Here is a 19715-nt window from a genome sequence, read left to right on the forward strand (position 1 = left end):
TCAAGCGTATTGCGGCAACCCGATCCTGGACAGGCCGCTTTCCATCAGTTGCGCGCTGAACCGTGTTGGCACCGGGAACCGGTCCTGCTGGATGCAGGCCAGCGACATGTCCGGTTCCAGGCTGGTCAACCGCTGCAAGGCGAACTCGCCTCGCTGCCGGTCACCTGCGTGCCCGTAAGCCGCAGCCAGATAGCGCATGACGGTTTTGAACTGCGGCTGAACCTCCATCACGGATTCTCCGAACCTGATGGATTTCTCGAACTCGCCATTGACCAGCGCGGCGACGCAACCGGCCCCGTCGAACAGGTGCCGGTATGGGCTGTGCCGCCCGATAAGCCGCGCCTTCTGCGCGGCTTCAACCGCCAGCGCCGGACGATCCGTGTAGCAATAGAGCATGGCGGCTGAATCCCAGCTCATCGCCCGATAAGGGCTGAGCTCGAGCGCGCGGTCGACCAGATCCTGCGCCACCGAAAACTCTCGGAACACGTAGGAGTGCACGTGGGCGACAAGGCCCAGAACGGTGCCGTTATCCGGGTCAGCCTCGACCGCGCGGCGGGCCAGATCGCGCGCCTGCGCTTCCAGCGCGGCATCCCAGGTACCGTACCGTTCGCCGACCTTGAAGGTCGTGACATAGGCCAGCCACGCCAGATAGACCGGCTTGGGATCAAGCTCGTAAGCCGCCAGAATATCGGCCTCGAGCTGGTCCAGCCCCGGCCCGGTCATGGTCAGCAGGTGATGCACGGCGGCAACGGCGGTTTTCGCCGCGTGATGGGCGGCCGGGTCGCGCATGTGACGCCCGTTCAGCAAGGCCGTCAGCAAGGCGTCGGTGGCATAACTGATGAACGACGTCAGCCCAGAGCAGTTTTGACCCAGAAAGTCACCTTGATCGGCCACTACATTCTGGCTCCAGATCACTTTCCTGTCTTCCGACCGCATTGCTGTGGCGGACACTTGCAACATGCTGCCACAGGTCGAGGCGCGGCATTGCAGGAACAGGTCAGGCCCTGCCGACAAAGGTTCCTGCGGGAACGCAATCTGCGGCACCCGGTAATCCTGAACCTCAAGCGCTTCGGTTTCGGTAAGGGATTTGGACAGCTGTTCCGCAACGATGTTGGACACGAATGCCGCGGTTTCGGAACCACCCCCTACATCCGGAGACAACAGACCGATCACGAAATTCGGGCGCGGTAAGGTGAACGACAGCTGTTCTGACCGGAAAGCCGTTGGGTTGGCGGGAACAGGAACCGGCTGTTCTTTTCCGTCCTTCTCATAGGGGACGTCGATTGTCGCGCGTGCAACTTTAAACAGCTCGAGCGAGGCACCGATATTCTTGAGATTGGGCCGCCCGATCGAGTTGAACAGGAAATCCTGCCGCCCGCGCAGCGCATTGCGCACAACGCTTGAGACCAGAACCTCGCCGGATGACCCGACGCTTTCGATGCGCGCTGCCGTGTTCACGGCGTCACCGATGATCTGCTGGTCAACCTCGAACGTGTCGCCCAGATGTATCCCAATTCGATACCCTTTGGCGTACCGGTCGGGGGCATGGGTCAGGACATCCTGCACCCCCAGCGCAGTTTCGACGGCGGCACGCGCACTTGGAAAGACGGCGCATAGCCCGTCACCGGTCAGGCCGGTCACCCGGCCCCGAAAGCTGTTAACCAGATCGCTGACGCAGTTCAGATCGCGGCGGATTCTGGCCAGCGTTTCAAGCTCGGCCTCGCGGACGGCGGCAGAGTAATCACATGCATCAAGGAACAGGATCGCCCTGAGCCGCGCCTTGGGAAGGTCGCTTGGATTGTTCAAATTCAGATTAATACCCATGATCGTGTCTCGGAACTCTTTAACTTGTTGAAATGTGCCACCCCGAAAACAGGCGGGCTGGCACGCATCAGAGGCGTGTTGTGATTGCAAATGCAGCCGACGGGTGTGAATGGCGCTGCATTGCGCGGGACGGGCCACGGGCCTGAATGGAAATCACGAGGCATTAATCGGCCCGCTGATGAGATTTGGTTTCTAAAATGCGTTAAGTTCAAAATAATAAGGGTTATTGTATTGTTTTAGTGAACTTCCGTCGACATATTTTTATTTTTGCACGTATTTTTCGGTGCAATTTGGCCAATTTACCCGGCATCTGTGGCGCTTGGTGCTTGGCGGGCAAGACGGGCTGATGCGGCAAGACTTCCCGTTAGGAGTGCGCGAGGGCTGACCCCGGTCAAGCCCTTGGCATTGGACCTTCCTGTTGCCGCTGAACCGGGCGGACAGTACGACGCAACAGCGGCTGACAGGTACCGGAAATCGATTCTCCAAAAAGTATCCGAACGTTGCCCGGCCCTCACCGTTTCTGCCGGTCAAGCCAGTCACCACTCTGTTTGGTGGCCCCACACGTGGCGGGATCAGGTGCCCTGCACAACCTGAACGGTGCCGCATTTTGACCGGACCCGAACGTGGTTTTCTGCGATCTGCGCCCTTCCAGCCCAGCCCCGAAACACCCGCGCAAAATCCCGACAACCAGCCCAAATCGGACCCCACGCAAGGGTGTCACCGCGCGCAAGCCCCGAATTTCCGGGAATCATTCACCTGACAACTAAATCCTTTGCCTCAGGCCCGATGCGCCGGGTTTCACCCTTGTCATCGCCGAAAATCCACGCCAAGGGCGGTGCATGAGGTTCGATACGATCATATTGGGCGCCGGAGCGGCAGGCATGATGTGCGCGGCCCGTTGCGGTGGGCGGGTGCTGGTGATCGACCACGCCAAGGCGCCGGGCGAGAAAATCCGCATCTCGGGCGGAGGGCGGTGCAATTTCACCAATATGTATGCAGGCCCGGACAACTTCCTGTCGCAAAACCCGCATTTCTGCAAATCCGCGCTGGCGCGGTTCACGCAGTGGGATTTTGTCGATCTGGTGAACCGGCACGGCATCAAATGGCATGAGAAAACGCTTGGGCAGTTGTTCTGTGATGGCTCTTCAAAGCAGATCATCCAGATGTTGCTGGACGAGATGAGCCGCGCCGGTGCCGAGCTGTGGGTGCAGACCGCGCTGCGTGATCTGCGCAAAGATGGCATCGGATTCGCGCTGGAGGTCGAGCGTGAGGGGCAGCGCCTGCATCTGACCTGTGCCAATCTGGTATTGGCCACGGGGGGCAAATCCATCCCCAAGATGGGCGCGACCGGGCTGGCCTATGACATTGCCCGGCAGTTTGGCCTGCGGGTGACCGACACCCGCGCGGCGCTGGTGCCATTCACCTTTTCGGATGGCCGGTTCAAGGACCTGTCCGGTGTTTCCCTGCCCGTGCGGCTTTCCAACAAACGCACAAGTTTTGACGAAGCGCTGTTGTTCACCCATCGCGGCCTCAGCGGGCCGTCCGTTTTGCAGCTGTCCTCTTATTGGCGCGAAGGTGAGGAGATCGGCGTGAACCTGATCCCCGAACTGCCCCTGTTCGATCTGCTGCGTGCGCAACGGCAAAACGCCGGGCGCAAGGCGCTGACAACGGAACTGGCGCGGCATCTGCCGTCCCGGCTGGTCGAGTATCTGAGCCAAGTCATTCCGATGTCCGGCAATCTGGCCGATCAGTCGGACGCGAAGCTGTCTGAACTGGTCGCGGCCCTGTCTGACTGGCGGCTGGTACCGTCGGGAACCGAAGGGTATCGCACTGCCGAGGTCACACTGGGCGGAATAGATAACGATGATCTGTCGTCGAAAACGATGGAGGCCAAGGATGTCCCTGGCCTCTATGCGATTGGCGAAGCGGTGGATGTCACCGGGTGGCTTGGCGGCTACAACTTTCAATGGGCGTGGTCATCAGGCCATGCCGCAGGTGTTGCCATTGCCGACAGACATTAACCTACACTTCCGTTTGCGCGACATTAACCTACGACGTTGTAGCCGCGACCGCGCATGCAGTTGCGCACGATCACTTCCTGGTTCTGGGTGTTGCTGATCGCGCTGGCACCCACACCGACCAGAGCACCGGCCGCCGCCGCACGGCCAAGATCGCTGGCGCTGTTGTCGATAATTGCCGTGGTTGCCGCCGCACCAGCCGCGCCGATGGCGGCAGCGCCCGCGGTGTTGCTGTCCAGCGTCGGGCGGGACCGCGCCAGCGCCTGACAATTGGCCAGATCGGACTGGTAATTCGGCCCCACAGGCCCGTCGATGATAGGAACATAATTCGCCCCGCTATTGGCACAGGCCCCGGCCAGCGCAACGACGGGAAGGATGGAGAGAATTTTGCGTGCAGACATTTCCGCTTCCTCTTTATTGAACTTAAGGTGACGCAACCTCAATTCCAACAAAGTGTCAATCTGACTGAAAAATGTCCACACGTACCGGCAGGCTGTTGCAGGTGCGGTGTTAGCCCAGCCGTTTTTGCACCTGCGCTGTGAAATCGTCGCCACGCTGTTCGAAATTGTCATATTGATCGAAACTTGCTGCTGCCGGGGCCAGCAGAACGGTCTCGCCCGCCTGTGCATCCGCCATGGCCTGCGCCACTGCCGCCTCCATCGTGGTACAAACCTGTGCGTCGGACGTCAGTTGCATCGCAAAGCCCGCCGCCTCACGACCGATAACATAGGCTTTGATCACCTGATCCGCTGCTGCGTTCAGGGCTGCGACACCGCCTTCCTTTTCAAGGCCGCCACAGATCCATCGGATCTTTTTGAACGCCATAAGCGCTTTCAGGGCGCTGTCGACATTGGTCGCCTTGGAGTCGTTGACATAGGTAACCCCGTCGGCCTCGGCGATGATCTGGCTGCGGTGGGGCAGGCCCGGGAACGAGTGCAGCGCGTCTTCGATCACGCGTGGCGCAAGGCCCAGCGACCGGCAGGCCGCATACGCCGCGCAGGCGTTCTGGTGGTTATGGGCACCGGGAAGGCCCTTGATCGCGCGCAGGTCGATGGACCCGGCCTGCCGCCCCTTGCGGTATTCCGACAAAAACCCCTTGCGCGCAAAGACCTGCCATCCCGGCCCCGTCAGCTTTCGCGTTACCGAGATACGAATTACGCGGTCATCCGCTGGCCCTTCGGCCAGTTGGCCAGCAAGAAAGGCGCCTTCGGTTTCATCGATGCCGACGATCGCGCGGTCCGGGCCGCCTTCGGCAAAGAGGCGCCGTTTGGCCGCGAAATATCCCCCCATGCCGCCGTGGCGGTCCAGATGATCTGGCGAAAGGTTGGTGAACACCGCCACATCCGGGGTCAGCGCACGGGCCAGTTCCGTCTGATAGCTGGAAAGTTCCAGCACCACGACCGAACCATCGCCACCCGGATCGATATCCAGAACACCGCGCCCGATATTTCCGGCCAGCTGCGCCTCGCGCCCGGCCTCGGTCAGGATGTGATGGATCAGAGCAGCAGTGGTTGATTTCCCGTTCGAGCCGGTGACCGCGATGACCCGTGGTGGAGTGTCATAGTTGCTCCATTCCGGCCCCGCAAAAGAGCGGAAGAACAGCCCGATATCATTGTCCACAGGCACGCCTGCGTCCAAGGCTGCGGCAACCACGGGGTTGGGTTCGGGATAAAGATGCGGAATGCCCGGCGAAACGATGAGCGTGGCAATGGTGTCAAACGCCCCCTGTTTGCGCAGGTCGGCACAGGAGAATCCTTCGCCCTCGGCTATGGCGCGAGCTGTCGGGTTGTCATCCCAGCAGACCGGCTCCGCCCCGCCTGCGCGCAAGGCGCGTGCGGTTGCCAGGCCGGACCGGCCCAATCCCAGAACCGCAACTTTCTGCCCTGAAAAGCCTTTGACCGGGATCATTCTACCCACCTTCTTTGATTTGGATTTGGAGGCCACACTGCACTGAAGAAAATCACAATGACAAGGGGCGTGTCAGGCTCGCGCTGCGGCGCGAGCCGGGCCCAACAGGTGGCAGGAGGGCCGCAGGCCCTTCGAACCTGGCGGGAGCGTTACCGGACCTTCAGCGTTGCCAGACCGATCATCGCCAGGATCAGCGAGATGATCCAGAAGCGGATGACGATGGTAGGCTCGGCCCAGCCCTTTTTCTCATAATGATGATGGATCGGGGCCATCAGGAAAACCCGCTTGCCGGTGCGTTTGAAGTAGAGAACCTGAATGATCACGCTCAGCGCCTCGACCACGAACAGGCCGCCGACGACGGCCAGAACCAGCTCGTGCTTGGTGGCCACGGCAATAGCGCCCAGCGCGCCGCCCAGTGCCAGCGATCCGGTATCCCCCATGAACACCGCCGCCGGGGGGGCGTTGTACCACAGAAATCCCAGACCCGCACCAAAGAGCGCAGAGGTGAAGATAAAGATCTCACCCGTGCCCGGCACGTAATGCACGTCGAGATATTCGGTAAAGTCGACGCGGCCCACGGCATAGGCGATCACACCCAGCGTCGAGGCGGCGATCATCGCTGGCATGATGGCCAGACCGTCCAGACCGTCGGTCAGGTTAACCGCGTTGGCGGCCCCTACGATCACGACAATCGAGAACGGGATATAGAAGATACCCAGATTGACCAGCGTGTCCTTGAACACCGGCACGGCCAGTTGATTCTGCAACGCTTCGGGGTGGTGCAACGTCGCCCAGAGCGCGGCCAGCACCGCGATGATCACGCCCAAGGCAAGGCGCATCCGCCCCGGAACGCCCTTGGTGTTCTGTTTCGACACCTTGGCATAGTCATCCGCGAATCCGATGGCCGCATAAGACAGGGTCACGAAAAGCACCATCCAGACGTAAGGGTTGTCCAGACGTGCCCAGACGAGGGTCGAGGTCACAAGAGCACCGACAATCAGCAACCCGCCCATTGTTGGCGTGCCTGCCTTGGAAAAATGCCCCTCGGGGCCATCATTGCGGATCGGCTGGCCCTTGCCCTGCTTTCTGCGCAGCACGTTGATCAGGGGCTTTCCGAAGATGAACCCAAAGATCAGTGCCGTCATGAAGGCACCGCCTGCGCGGAAGGTGATATACCGGAAGAGGTTCCAGAAATCCCCGCCATCCGACAGGGCGGTCAACCAGTACAGCATGACAATACCTTTCTCACACGAGGCGCATGGGCGTGATCACCCGTCAAGCGCGCCCCCTTGCCCCATTTTGCGCAGACCGTCAACAATCGAGGCCAATCCCATGCTGAGAGAGCCCTTGGCCAGAACAGTATCGCCGTCCCTGACCAGCGACGGCAACCGTCCGGCCATCTCGGCGCTGGTTTCGGACCAGAGACCGCGTTTGGCAGGGGGCAGCGCGTGGTGCAGTGCCCGCATCAACGGGCCGATACAATGCACCTGATCGACATGTGCCATCGCTTCGGCATCGGCCATGGCGGCGTGCATCGCCACTTCCTGTGTGCCCAGCTCTTTCATGTCGCCCAGAATGGCGATGCGGCGTTTGCCTTGTGAGGCAGCGAGTACATCCAGCGCGGCCTCCATCGAGGTCGGGTTGGCGTTATAGCTGTCATCCAGCAGTTCGATCTGCCCGCCGCCGGGCAGAGGAATGCTTTCCCGTACGCCGCGCCCTTTGACCGGGGACCATGCGCGCAGACCTGCGACGGCGTCATCGAGATCAACACCCAATTCAACGCAGGCTGCCAAGGCCCCCAGCGCGTTCATGGCGAAATGCGTACCGGCAGAGTTCACCTCAAATCGGATTACCTGTTCACCAACGGCTGCCTCGGCTTTCACGGTGTTCGCCGCCTGCTGAACGTCGGTCAGCCGGTAATCCGTTGCGCCTTGGCCGAAATCCACGATTCCGGCCCCCTGCCCAAGCGCCGTTTGGCGCAGGATGTCTGCGTGGTCGATATCTGCATTGACGATTGCCGCGCCACCGGGTTCGAGCCCTTCAAAGATCGCTGCTTTTTCATGGGCGATACCAGCGACGGACTCGAAGGCTTCCAGATGCACCGCCGCTACGGTTGTAACCAGCGCCACATGCGGGCGGGCCTGCCGGGCCAGCGGGGCAATCTCGCCCGGATGGTTCATTCCGATCTCGATCACTGCGAATTCAGTGTTACACGGCATCCGTGCAAGGGTCAGCGGAACGCCCCAGTGGTTGTTGTAACTGGCCACGCTGGCATGGGTTTTGCCTTGTGTTTCGAGGATCACGGCCAGCATTTCCTTGGTCGATGTCTTGCCGACACTGCCGGTCACCCCCACCACACGCGCATTCGTTCTGGCGCGTGCCGCCTGCCCCAAAGCCTCGAGCCCCGCCTGAACATCATCGACGATCAGCAGTGGTGCGTCTGGCGATACGTTGTCGGGAATATGCGAGACCAAAGCCGCGCCCGCGCCTTTCTCAAGCGCTTGGGCCACGAATTCATGCCCGTCCCGCGCCGCTTTCAGCGCAACAAACAGATCACCGGGTTGAAGGGTTCGCGTGTCGATGGAGACACCGTCAGCGGTCCAATCGGTCGTGACCCGCCCGCCCGTTGCCTGAGCGGCCTCGGATGCTGTCCAGAGCGTCATGCGACCCTCCCGTCCAGCGCGGCGACGGAAATGCTGGCCTGTTCCACATCATCAAAGGGCAGTACCTGATCGCCGACGACCTGCCCGGTTTCGTGGCCCTTGCCCGCAATCAGCAGTGCGTCGCCGGGTTGCAGGGCATCGATGCCGCGCAGAATGGCTTCGGCGCGGTCGCCGACCTCGGTCACGCTGACGTCGCCCGCTGCCTCGAGTGCACCTGCCATGACGGCGGCGCGGATGGCGGCGGGGTCTTCGCTGCGCGGGTTGTCATCGGTGACGAAAACCATATCCGCATAGTTCGAGGCCGCCCTGCCCATCAGCGGGCGTTTCGTGGCATCGCGGTCGCCGCCCGCGCCGACAATGGCAATCAGGCGGCCCATCACATGCGGACGCAGCGCCTTGAGGGCGGTGGCCACGGCGTCGGGGGTGTGTGCGTAATCCACAAAAACTGTCGCGCCGTTGTCGCGGGTTGCGGCCAGCTGCATACGCCCGCGCACGGTGGTCAGATGCGGCAGTGTTTCAAAAACCCGTTCGGGGCTGTCGCCCGCAGCAATCACCAGACCGCAAGCCAGCAGGATGTTTTCGGCCTGGAACCCTCCGATCAGGTTCAGGCGGGTCTGGAAGGTCCGGCCCTGCCACGCAAATCGCAGGTCCTGCCCGGTGGCATCGAACCGCTGGTTGATCAGGCACAGATCGGCGTCGCCCAACCCGACGGTCAGCACCGATTGACCGCGCGCCTCGGCGATCCGGCGGACCCGAGACCCCTTGGGATCGCTCAGATTGATAACCGCGGTGCCATCCTGTGGCAGAACCCGGTCGAACAACCCGGCCTTTGCTGCGAAATACGCTTCAAAAGTCTCGTGGTAATCCAGATGGTCCTGCGTGAAGTTCGAAAACCCGGCAGCGGTCAGGTGCACGCCATCCAGGCGGCGCTGTTCGAGGCCGTGGGACGAGGCCTCCATCGCGGCATGGGTCACGCCGTTTTCGGCGGCTTCCGCCAGACAGCGATGCAGGGTGATCGGCTCGGGCGTAGTATGGGCCAGCGGTGCTGTCCATGCCCCTTCGACACCGGTTGTCCCAAGGTTGACGGCGGCATGGCCCAGTTCGGTCCAGATCTGGCGCACAAAGGTGGCAACCGAGGTTTTTCCGTTTGTTCCGGTGACCGCGACAATGGTCTGCGGCATCGCGCCGAACCACAGGGCGGCGGCCCCGGCCAGCGCCTGACGCGGGTCTTCGACAACCACCAGCGCCGCATCCGACACCGCAAGTTCAGCTGCTGCGATTCTCGCCCCTTCGGCATCGGTCAGGATGGCGGCGGCCCCCATGCGCAGGGCGTATTGGATGAACGAACCACCATGAACCCGCGTGCCGGGAAGGGCTGCAAACAGGAAACCGTCTTTCACCTCGCGGCTGTCAACGGCCAGCCCGGTGATCTCGGGGTTTACCCCACCTCGCGCGGTCAGGGCCAGTTGGCTGAGTTTCTTTGACCTTGTGCCCATGACCCACCTCTTGCCGGACAGCCTAGTTTGAGGTCAGCGTTATAGCAGCGCCCGCCTCAGGCTCAAGCCGGGGACGCAAGCCCAGCAGAGGTGCCACGCGACCAATAAGTTCGGCAGCTACAGGCACTGCTGTCCAGCCTGCAGTTCGGCGTTTTTCGCCGTATGCCACGATCGAGGGTTCATCCAGCGTGACGATCAGAACATATTTCGGATCGTAGGCCGGGAAGATCGTTGCGAAAGTGGCGATGACCTTGTCTTCGTAATACCCGCCGCGTGGCTTGGGCTTGTCTGCCGTGCCGGTCTTGCCAGCCACGTCATACCCTTGCACTTCGCCAAAGCTGGCAGTGCCATCCGTCACCACCTTGCGCAGCATTTTCTGCGCCTGACGCGCGGTTCCCTGCGACATCACGCGGGGGCCGTATTGCGGGCCGTTCTGGCGCAGGATGGTCGGGCTGACATAGTGCCCGCCATTGGCAATCGCCGCATATCCCGCCGCCAGATGCATCGGGCTGGTTGACAGGCCATGGCCGTAGGAGATGGTCACGGTGCTCAGCTCGCCCCATTTCTTCGGCATCAGCGGCACACCACCCTTGGCTTCGACAATCTCGAACGGAGTCGGTTCGAACATGCCGAGCGCGTTCAGAAAGTCCTGCTGCCGCTGCGCACCGATCTGCAACGCCAGACGCCCGGTGCCACGGTTCGAGCTGTGGACGATCACATCCGCCACGCTGATCTTGCCGTAATTCTTGCCGTTAAATTCACCAATCGGGAAGCGCCCGATCTTCATCGGGCCGGATGTATCGATGATGGTGTTCGAGTTTACCAGCCCAAGCTCGACCGCCTGCGCGGCGGTGAAAATCTTGAAGACCGACCCCAGTTCGTACACGCCTTGCACATAGCGGTTGAACAGCGGGCTGTCTGAGGGATCAAACCCCGAGGTCGGCGGGCGCGGACGATCATTGGGATCGAATGAGGGCAGCGAGGCGGCGGATACAACCTCGCCCGTATGCGCATTCATCAGAACCGCCGATGCACCCTTGGCATTCATGATCTTCATACCGCCATAGAGCACCTGTTCGACCGCGGCCTGAATGGTCAGGTCCAGCGACAGTTGCAGCGGCTTGTTGCCGTTGGCGGGATCGCGCAGATAGTCGTCAAACTGCTTTTCCACCCCGGCCACACCGATCACCTCGGCGGCGCTGACGCCCTCGCGGCCAAAGCCGGAGCCGCCAAGGATGTGCGCGGCCAGCTTGCCATTGGGATAGAGGCGCATTTCGCGCGGGCCTAACAGGATGCCGGGATCACCGATGTCGTGCACGGCCTGTTTCTGTTCGGGCGAGATGCGTTTCTTGATCCACAGGAACTTGCGGTTGCCGGTGAAGTCCTTGACCAGACGCTCTTTATCCAGATCGGGGAAGATCGCGACCAGCTGATCTGCTGCCGCAATCGGGTCGATCATCAGCGGTGGCTGCGCGTAGACGGAATAAGTGTCCAGATTGGTTGCCAGAATGCGCCCTTCGCGGTCGACGATATTGGCGCGCTGCATGGCAATCGCAGCCCCCGGCGCATTGGCCAGCGGCTCCTGCGCCTCGGACGTTGCCAACATACCCATGCGGACGCCAACCACCGTGAAAGCGCAAAAGAAGAACAACCCCAGCACCAGCAGACGCCCTTCGGCGCGGGCGCGGGCGCGGTCTTTCATGTCTTCGTGGCGCTTGCGGATGTTTTCACGCTCAATCGCCTTTGGGTTTTCGCCCCGGGCGCGGGCGTCAAGGATACGGGCCAGTGGGCGAAGGGGCGTGCGCGTCATGGGATCTGCACCTCGCCCAAGGCCTGAATGTCGGTGATGGCCTGCAATTCAATCGGGTCAACGATGGGCAGGTCAGGATCCTCGGCAAAGGCAATCTGGTCGGCGCGCCCGAACTGTTCGGCCCGCAGAGGCAGCAGACCAAGACGTTCAAAATTCAGGTCTGCCAGTTCTCGCAGCCGGTCCGGGCGGTTCAAATAGGCCCATTCGGCGTTCAGGACCGCCAGCCGCACCTGCGCCATGCCGATCTCGCGTTGCAGGGATTGCGTTTCCTTCACCACCTGTTGGGTGCGATAATTCTCCTGATAGGCCCAAAGCGCCAATCCGAACACGGACAGGGCAGTCAACACATACAAAACACTCTTCATCTTGCCCTTCCCCCCAGTTGAGGCGCTCCAATGGCGCGGGCCTCAATTTCCCCCGCCGGAGCATCGGTACGGATCGCAACACGCAGCTTGGCCGAGCGCGCGCGCGGGTTTTCCTGCAATTCCTGTTCGTCGGGCCCCACCGCCTTGCGGGTCTTCAGCGTAAATTGCGGCTGGTCCTGTTCCATCTCGGGCGCATAGCGGTTCGCACGCCCTGTCTTGCCCGCGCGCGACTGAAAGAACCGTTTGACCATCCGGTCCTCGATGGAATGGAAGGTGACAACGGCCAGCTGCCCACCGGGTTTCAGCGCACGTTCGGCAGCCATAAGGCCCTGAAACAGCTCTTCATATTCGGCATTCACCGCGATCCGCAGGCCCTGAAAACTGCGCGTTGCGGGATGCGATTGCCCCGGTTTCGGACGCGGCAGGCAGGATTCGACAATCTCGGCCAGTCGCAGGGTTGTTGTGATCGGCGCCTCGGTTCGTGCCCTGACAATCGCCTTGGCAATCCGGCGGCTGGCGCGTTCTTCGCCATAGTGGAACAGGATATCGGCCAGTTGCGCCTCGGTCGCGGTGTTTACCAGATCGGCGGCGCTTTCGCCTTGCTGGCTCATCCGCATATCCAGCGGACCGTCCTTCATGAAGGAAAACCCGCGCTCGGCCTGATCCAGCTGCATCGAGGACACGCCAAGATCCAGTACAACGCCGTCCAGGTCCTGCGCGTATTCGTCCATGCGCGAGAATACGCCGGGCTGCATCACCAGCCGGTCGCCGTAATCCTGCGCCCAATCTGCCGCCATTTCAAAGGCCAGCGGATCTCGGTCTACACCGATAACCTTGTCCGCCCCGGCCTCCAACAGCCCGCGCGTGTAGCCGCCCGCGCCAAACGTGCCGTCCAGCCAGATGCCAGTGACCGGCGCAACCGCAGCCAGCAAGGGGCGCAGCAGAACGGGAATATGTGGTTTTTCTGATGAGGACGCAGCGCCGGCCATGCCGTTACGCATCCCCGGTGCCATCTAGGAACTGCATCGGATCAAAATCGTCAGGCAGATCATCCATCCATTCTTCGGTCTTGGCCAGTTCCTCGACCTCGTAGGTCTCGGGTTTCCAGATCTGAAAGGTGTCACCTGCGGCAATAAAGAACGCCTCTCCTTCCAGACCGATCTTGCTGCGCAGCTTGGCGGGCAGCACAAGACGCCCGGTTTCGTCCACGTTGGTCGGGAAGGACTGACCGTGGAACATGCGCTGCAACATCCGCCGCTGCATCGAGCCACGCGGCAAGGCATCGATCTTGGCATCAACCTCGTCAATCGCCTGCATGGTATAACATTCAAGGAACTTGCGGCGGTGGTCGCCATAGACAATCACCAGTTCAGGGTTGTCACCGGGCTGCCAGTTGGGATCGGACGATTCAAGCACACGGCGAAACGAGGCCGGGATCGACACCCTGCCCTTCGTATCCACCTTGTGGTGGCTCTCACCTCTAAACCTGCGCGCCAAGACGACTGTCCCTTTCGCTTGCGCCCCACCTTGAATTCACGGCCCCCCCCCGGATGAAAAACGGCGGGTTGATCTGCTGCCACTGATCAACCCGCCGCATTGACCCGCTAAGCGGGATGTCCAGCTGCGCGCGCCACCTGGGGGGATGTCTGCTCGCCCGCGCGCCGGATCTCTTGGTTGATGAAAGCGAGATGCCTGTATGAAACCTGAATATTTTTGGTCGGGGTCGTTTGGTGCCCCTGCTGCCTCGTCCTCATCGGATGCATTAGGGATGACATGGGAATTCATGGAAATCAATAGGAAACTTGCGCAGCGTGTCATGAGGAACACGGCCAGAGCGGAATATCATTGAAGGATCCGAGTCCCATGACACCAGTTTTAGTGGATGATGAAAAACCCACCCCTATATATAGAAAATTCTGCGGCCGAATTTTTTCCCGCGATTTCCCAAGAAATTTGCCTGCTTTTCTTTTGGACTGGAAATATTAGCCCCAAATGCACAATCAGCCCTTCGAATCGTTCAGAATTTCGGATCGCTTTCCGGCAATCTCCCCCACGCGACCACATCGCCCCATGATTTCCCACGAGCGATTTACCCATGCCTTGTCAACATCAGAACGGATATGTTTTGCCCATTTTCCCGCCGAGCGCGCTCAATTCAAAGGCAGGCCGCCGTGAAGAGCCAGATGTCGTCGCAAAAGCTGACCTAGGGTCGACCCCATATTTTCAAGGCGCATCGCGGCAGGAAGAAAAAACTGAGCCAATCTATGCATTTGCTGCATAGCAGCATTGATGTCGTGACCTATTGTGCAATTGCAGCATTTGCCTATCTTCAGTCTCAAGCAAGGGCCGGACGATACCGGCAAGACAAAAAGATACGGATGAAGAGCATGGCAGTCGCAAGCACGCATACAGCAGTAAAGAACGCACCGGCGTTTGGTTTTGGCGCAGTTTTGGAAAACGCAAAGACCCGGTTCGTACGCTATCGCCTGTACCGCCAGACCGTCAATGAACTGTCCGCTCTGTCGAACCGCGAGCTGGCCGATCTTGGCCTGCACCGCTCGATGATCCGCCGCGTTGCCATGCAGGCAGCGAGCGAACAATCCGCGCGATAGGCGCAACACGCATACTGAGATCAGGCCCTTCCTCCTCCCTTAGGGTCTGTAATCAGCGGCAGCGTCTTCCTCCTCCCTGACGTTGCCGCACCTTATACCGGCCTCAACCTGCCGGACACGGATACATCGGGGCTTCCTCCTCCCTGCTCTGATGTTGAAAGCGCGCGGCGATGTCTTCCTCCTCCCTGACATCGCCGCGTCTTCCTCATACCGGGTTCAAACCCGGGTTCGCATACATCAGGGCTCTCCTCCTCCCTGCTCTGATGTTGACAAGACGGCGGTTCCCTCTCCTCCTCCCTGGGAACCGCCGTTTTTTGTTTTTCAGACACTGGTGTAGGATTGCATCCTGACTTCTGATGCGGAGGACGCCATGGCCGCCTATTTCATTGCGCAGATCAACATTCACGACCCCGACGGGTACCAGGGCTATCTGGCAGGTTTCATGCCGATCTTCGACCGCCACGGCGGTCGCCTGCTGACGGTCTCATCCAAACCGGTCGAACGGATCGAAGGCGATTGGCCAGAAGGCGGGATTGTGTTGATGGAGTTTCCGGATCTTGCAGCGGCGAACGCCTGGAAGGACGACCCGGATTACATCGAACTGGCGAAGATCCGAAAGGCCACCGCAACCACCAATCTGGTTCTGGTCGACGGGATATGACGCCTCAGAACGGGACGTCATCCTTGTTGGTCAGAAAACGCGAGACCACTTTCTTGATGCCCGCCTTGTCGAAATCGACCTCGACCTTGTCACCTTCGATCCCGATCACCGCGCCATAACCGAATTTCTGGTGAAACACCCGCTCGCCCAGCGTGAAACTGGCCAGTGCGGTGGCGTCGATCACCGTGTTGCGGCTTTCGCGGGGTTGCGACATGCCATATTGGCCCTGCCGCGCCTGCAGCCGTCTCCAGCCCGGCGAGTTATAGACGTTGGCTTCGGCCGCGCGGGTTTCTATGCCCGCCGTCTGATGACCGCCACCATAAAGGCCCGGAGGTGTCAGCACCTCGACATGGTCCTCGGGCAACTCGTCAATGAACCGTGACGGCATCGAGTTCTGCCATTGCCCGAATACCCGCCGGTTAGCGGCGAAGGAAATCGTACAAACCTCTTCGGCGCGGGTGATGCCGACATAGGCCAGACGGCGTTCTTCCTCGAGTCCTTTGAGGCCGGTTTCGTCCATCGACCGCTGCGAGGGGAACAGCCCGTCTTCCCACCCCGGCAGGAAAACGACGGGAAACTCCAGCCCCTTGGCCGCGTGCAGGGTCATGATCGAGACTTTAGCGCCGTCACCATCCTGCTCATTGTCCATGACCAGGCTGACATGTTCCAGAAACCCTTGCAGGTTTTCGAAATTGTCCAGTTGGTTGACCAGTTCCTTGAGGTTTTCCAGACGCCCCGGCGCTTCGGGGGTCTTGTCGTTCTGCCAATGGGCCGTATAGCCGGATTCGTCGAGAATGATCTGGGCCAGTTCGATATGGGTATGCTCGGGCGCGCCATATCGGATCGGCGAAACCCCATCATCGATAACAGTGTCATCATCGACCTCAATCCGGGGACCGCGTGTCATCGCATTCCACCGGGCCAACCCGTCGATCAATTCGCGCAGCGCTTTGCCGCCCTTGCCCTTGATCAGCCCATTGTCGACTGCGATCCGGGCACCTTCGACCAGAGACACGCCGTTCTCGCGCGCCACAATCTGAATGGCCTGCTGCGCCTTGTCGCCCAATCCGCGTTTAGGCGTATTCACGATCCGCTCGAACGCCAGATCATCCTCGGGGCTGGTCACCAGTCGGAAATAAGCCATGGCATCGCGGATCTCCATCCGCTCGTAGAAACGCGGGCCGCCGATCACCTTATAGGGCAGACCGATGGTCAGGAACCGGTCCTCGAAGGCGCGCATCTGGTGCGAGGCACGGACGAGAATCGCCATCTCATCAAGGTTCATCGGACGGATACCGCGCGTCCCGCCCTGCATCGCGTCGATTTCCTCACCGATCCAGCGGGCCTCTTCCTCGCCATCCCAATGGCCGATCAGGTTGACCTTGTGGCCGTCTTTGGCATCGGTCCACAGCTCTTTACCCAAACGGCTTTCGTTGCCCCGAATGACGTTGGAAGCCGCCGCCAGAATATGTGGGGTCGAGCGATAGTTTTGTTCCAGCCGCACCACGTAGGCACCGGGAAAGTCCTTTTCAAACCGCAGGATGTTACCCACCTCGGCCCCGCGCCAGCCATAGATCGACTGGTCGTCATCGCCCACGCAGCAGATGTTCTTGTGCCCCCCGGCCAGCAGGCGCAACCACAGGTACTGGGCAACGTTGGTATCCTGATACTCATCCACAAGGATGTAGCGGAACCAGCGCTGGTATTGTTCCAGAACATCTGGATGGGTCTGAAAAATCGTGACCATGTGCAACAGCAGGTCGCCGAAATCCACCGCATTCAGCTCGCGCAGGCGGGTCTGGTATTGAGCATAGAGCTCAATGCCCTTGTTGTTATAGGCCCCGGCATCCGCCACAGGCACCTTGTCGGGCGTCAGCGCACGGTTTTTCCAGTCGTCGATGATCCCCGCCAGCATCCGCGCCGGCCAGCGTTTGTCATCGATATTGGCGGCCCGAACCAATTGCTTGAGCAGGCGCAGCTGGTCGTCGCTGTCCAGAATCGTGAAGTTCGATTTCAGATCGACCAGCTCCGCGTGGCGGCGGAGCAGTTTGACGCATATGGAATGGAAGGTGCCCAGCCATGGCATTCCTTCAGCTGGCTGGCCCAGCAAGCGGCCTACTCGTTCTTTCATCTCGCGCGCGGCCTTGTTGGTGAAGGTCACCGACAGAATCTCGTTCGGGCGCGCGCGCGCCGTGTTGAGCAGATGCGCAATCCGGGCCGTCAGCGCCTTGGTCTTGCCAGTCCCCGCCCCGGCCAGCATCAGAACCGGGCCGTCCAGACGTTCGACCGCGTCACGTTGCGCCGGGTTCAGATCATCCAGATAGGGCGAAGGGCGCACGGCCATAGCCCGCGCCGACAGGGATGCGCCTTCGAAGGCGTCCATTTCGTCAAAACTGCTCATGCCCCCAAACTACGCCGGATGATCGCCGAGGGAAAGAGTTTGTTCACGGCTTGTTCGCGGGGATTTTTCACGTCTTTTTGCATTCAATTCTAAACAAAGATGCCGCTGCCCTGTAGGGCTGTTAACCCTCTGTCAAGTCCTGACCCGGATGCTGGTTCCATGGCTGCGGGAGTGGAACAGATGGAAGCGACGGAACTGGCGGGCGGGTCGTCACGGCTGAAACTTGTGGGTGTGACCTTGATTCTGATCGCGCTGACAGCGGCAGCGGGATGGGGGATTTATGCGACCCCAGCCCCGGTTGTAGACCGCATGTTGGAATCGGACCTGCGAAAAGACGCCATGCGGCTAAGCCGTCAGGTCGAAAGCCATCTGAACAATCTGGATGCAACGTTTCGGTTCCATGAGTTGAACGAGCATGACGCGGAATTCCTGATGCTGTTGCCCGAAACCTCGGATATTTATCGGTTCAAGCTGTTTGACGCATCCGGTCAGGTGTTCTGGTCGACCCGTGCAAACGATATCGGGGCCGTGAATACAAAACACTACTTCCAGTCGGTCGTCGCCGCCGGAAGGGTCTACTACAACCACGAAGAAAAGCCCGCGACAGAGGTTGATTCATTTGACAACGACCCCGCTAAGCGAACCGGCCCGGGCAGCCGCCATGTGGCCGAAGTCTATACGCCGATCACCGTGGATGGCGTATTCCTGGGCGCTATCGAGTTCTATTCGGACATCACCGATCTCAGGACCCTGTTCATTACCCGTGTGCGTTGGTCGTTGGTGTTTCTTAGCGGTGTCGCGCTGCTGGCACTGACCACTGTCATCCTGATTGTCCACCGCACCAACCGCCGCCAGATGCGTGATTTGCGCAAACGGGCCGTGAAAGAACGCGAACTGATGGGAGAGCAGCTTCGCCTGGCGCGCGAGGTGCGCCTGCTGGGCGAGTTGAACGAGTGGTTGCAATCAAGCCGCTCACTGGATGAGCTTTTCGACATGGTGGCCCGCTTTATGACCCATATCCTGCCCGAGGCTGAGGGCAGCGTGTACGTCTATTCCAACTCGCGCGATGTGCTGGATGGCTGCGCCAGCTGGAACGGTGGAACGCATAAATCTCATATCCATCCGGAAGGATGCTGGGGCTTGAGGCGCGGCCGGACTTATGAGTTCGGTGCCTCAGAGATCGATTTTGTCTGCGAACATGCCGAACCGCATGACGGACGGCCCTATTTCTGTTTTCCCATTCTGGCCCACGGGGAAACCGTTGGTCTGTTGCATCTGCGTGCAGCTGAGGGGCGTGAAGCCTGTTTCCATAAAAGCCGCAAGCTGGCGCAGCTGTGCGCCGAACAGATCAGCATGGCAATCGCCAATGTCCGTATGCGCGATCAACTGCATGACCAGTCGGTGCGCGACCCGCTGACCGGGCTGTTCAACCGCCGCCACATGACCGAGACATTGCGCAAGGCCATCAGCCGCAGCCAGCAGACCGGCGCAGCGCTGAGCCTGATTGCCGTGGACGTGGACCACTTCAAGAAATTCAACGACACGCACGGTCATGACGCCGGAGACATGGTGTTGCGTGCCGTCGGCGCGGCGCTGGAACAGGGTTGCGACCGGGACGAGATCGCCTGCCGCATCGGCGGCGAGGAATTCATGCTGATCCTGCCCGACAACAGCCCCGAAGATGCCATGACCCGTGCCGAGCAGTTGCGCCAGTCGGTCGAGGCGGTCATTGTCCGCTATGGTGAAAAGGCCCTGCCCCGTATCACAATCTCGGTCGGGGTCGCGCATTACCCCGCCCACGGCACCATGCCGCAGGATTTGATGCGTGCCGCGGATGATGCGCTGTATGTCGCCAAGGACAAGGGGCGCAATCAGGTTCACGTCGCCGCCGGGGCGCTGGAGCAGGCAAGGCGCGTTCCTGCAACGGGTAAACGCCCATCGCCGGAAGCCGCTTGAA

15 protein-coding genes are annotated in these 19715 nt (G+C 60.6%); 4 read left to right on the top strand and 11 right to left on the bottom strand.

Annotation, left to right across the window (positions count from 1 at the left end; translation table 11 throughout):
- Nucleotides 1–1824, bottom strand: a complete 1824-nt coding sequence (locus AC2FLZ_RS09760; protein ID WP_496809129.1) for an adenylate/guanylate cyclase domain-containing protein — start codon at nucleotides 1822–1824, stop codon at nucleotides 1–3.
- An 839-nt stretch (nucleotides 1825–2663) separates the two neighbouring features.
- Here AC2FLZ_RS09760 and AC2FLZ_RS09765 point away from each other — a divergent pair.
- The gene (locus AC2FLZ_RS09765; protein WP_496882130.1) at nucleotides 2664–3845 is read left to right on the top strand and encodes a BaiN/RdsA family NAD(P)/FAD-dependent oxidoreductase; all 1182 of its coding nucleotides are present in this window, start codon (nucleotides 2664–2666) and stop codon (nucleotides 3843–3845) included.
- A gap of 23 nt (nucleotides 3846–3868) precedes the next feature.
- Here the strand turns inward: AC2FLZ_RS09765 and AC2FLZ_RS09770 are convergent, their stop codons facing one another.
- From AC2FLZ_RS09770 to mraZ, 9 genes are all read right to left on the bottom strand, one after another.
- Nucleotides 3869–4243 (bottom strand): glycine zipper family protein, encoded by a 375-nt coding sequence (locus AC2FLZ_RS09770; protein WP_480475937.1) that lies wholly within the window; start codon nucleotides 4241–4243, stop codon nucleotides 3869–3871.
- A gap of 109 nt (nucleotides 4244–4352) precedes the next feature.
- On the bottom strand, nucleotides 4353–5750 hold the full coding sequence (gene murD / locus AC2FLZ_RS09775; protein ID WP_480554075.1) for a UDP-N-acetylmuramoyl-L-alanine--D-glutamate ligase: 1398 nt from the start codon (nucleotides 5748–5750) through the stop codon (nucleotides 4353–4355).
- A gap of 149 nt (nucleotides 5751–5899) precedes the next feature.
- Nucleotides 5900–6982 (bottom strand): phospho-N-acetylmuramoyl-pentapeptide-transferase, encoded by a 1083-nt coding sequence (gene mraY, locus AC2FLZ_RS09780; RefSeq protein ID WP_480475931.1) that lies wholly within the window; start codon nucleotides 6980–6982, stop codon nucleotides 5900–5902.
- A gap of 36 nt (nucleotides 6983–7018) precedes the next feature.
- Nucleotides 7019–8413 carry a UDP-N-acetylmuramoyl-tripeptide--D-alanyl-D-alanine ligase gene (locus tag AC2FLZ_RS09785; RefSeq protein ID WP_480516286.1) on the bottom strand — a complete coding sequence of 465 codons (1395 nt, stop codon included), beginning with the start codon at nucleotides 8411–8413 and terminating at the stop codon, nucleotides 7019–7021.
- Complete coding sequence (locus AC2FLZ_RS09790; protein ID WP_480604459.1) at nucleotides 8410–9909, bottom strand: UDP-N-acetylmuramoyl-L-alanyl-D-glutamate--2,6-diaminopimelate ligase; 1500 nt, start codon at nucleotides 9907–9909, stop codon at nucleotides 8410–8412. The genes AC2FLZ_RS09785 and AC2FLZ_RS09790 overlap by 4 nt, the downstream gene beginning before the upstream one ends.
- A 22-nt stretch (nucleotides 9910–9931) precedes the next feature.
- A complete protein-coding gene (locus AC2FLZ_RS09795) occupies nucleotides 9932–11719 on the bottom strand; it encodes a peptidoglycan D,D-transpeptidase FtsI family protein (RefSeq protein WP_496882131.1) in 1788 nt (595 codons plus the stop codon).
- Nucleotides 11716–12084: a cell division protein FtsL gene (ftsL, locus tag AC2FLZ_RS09800; RefSeq protein ID WP_209504535.1), complete on the bottom strand. Its 369-nt coding sequence runs from the start codon at nucleotides 12082–12084 to the stop codon at nucleotides 11716–11718. The genes AC2FLZ_RS09795 and ftsL overlap by 4 nt, the downstream gene beginning before the upstream one ends.
- Entirely contained in the window at nucleotides 12081–13073 is a 993-nt protein-coding gene (gene rsmH / locus AC2FLZ_RS09805) for a 16S rRNA (cytosine(1402)-N(4))-methyltransferase RsmH (RefSeq protein ID WP_480604461.1), read from the bottom strand. Before rsmH ends, ftsL begins: the two co-directional genes overlap by 4 nt.
- Before the next feature lie 4 nt (nucleotides 13074–13077).
- Nucleotides 13078–13545 (bottom strand): division/cell wall cluster transcriptional repressor MraZ, encoded by a 468-nt coding sequence (gene mraZ / locus AC2FLZ_RS09810; protein WP_480475923.1) that lies wholly within the window; start codon nucleotides 13543–13545, stop codon nucleotides 13078–13080.
- 926 nt (nucleotides 13546–14471) lie between these two features.
- Here mraZ and AC2FLZ_RS09815 point away from each other — a divergent pair.
- On the top strand, nucleotides 14472–14696 hold the full coding sequence (locus AC2FLZ_RS09815; RefSeq protein WP_480516274.1) for a DUF1127 domain-containing protein: 225 nt from the start codon (nucleotides 14472–14474) through the stop codon (nucleotides 14694–14696).
- Nucleotides 14697–15066: 370 nt separating this feature from the next.
- The gene (locus AC2FLZ_RS09820; RefSeq protein WP_480516272.1) at nucleotides 15067–15357 is read left to right on the top strand and encodes a DUF1330 domain-containing protein; all 291 of its coding nucleotides are present in this window, start codon (nucleotides 15067–15069) and stop codon (nucleotides 15355–15357) included.
- Between the two features lie 4 nt (nucleotides 15358–15361).
- On the opposite strand, the gene AC2FLZ_RS09825 is transcribed toward AC2FLZ_RS09820, so the two are convergent.
- Complete coding sequence (locus AC2FLZ_RS09825; protein WP_480554070.1) at nucleotides 15362–17758, bottom strand: ATP-dependent helicase; 2397 nt, start codon at nucleotides 17756–17758, stop codon at nucleotides 15362–15364.
- Nucleotides 17759–17917: 159 nt separating this feature from the next.
- Here AC2FLZ_RS09825 and AC2FLZ_RS09830 point away from each other — a divergent pair, with 159 nt between their 5' ends.
- Nucleotides 17918–19714, top strand: a complete 1797-nt coding sequence (locus AC2FLZ_RS09830) for a sensor domain-containing diguanylate cyclase (RefSeq protein WP_496809121.1) — start codon at nucleotides 17918–17920, stop codon at nucleotides 19712–19714.
- The last annotated feature ends 1 nt before the right edge of the window (nucleotide 19715 follow it).

It is taken from the genome of Ruegeria sp. YKSF131 (assembly GCF_059612645.1).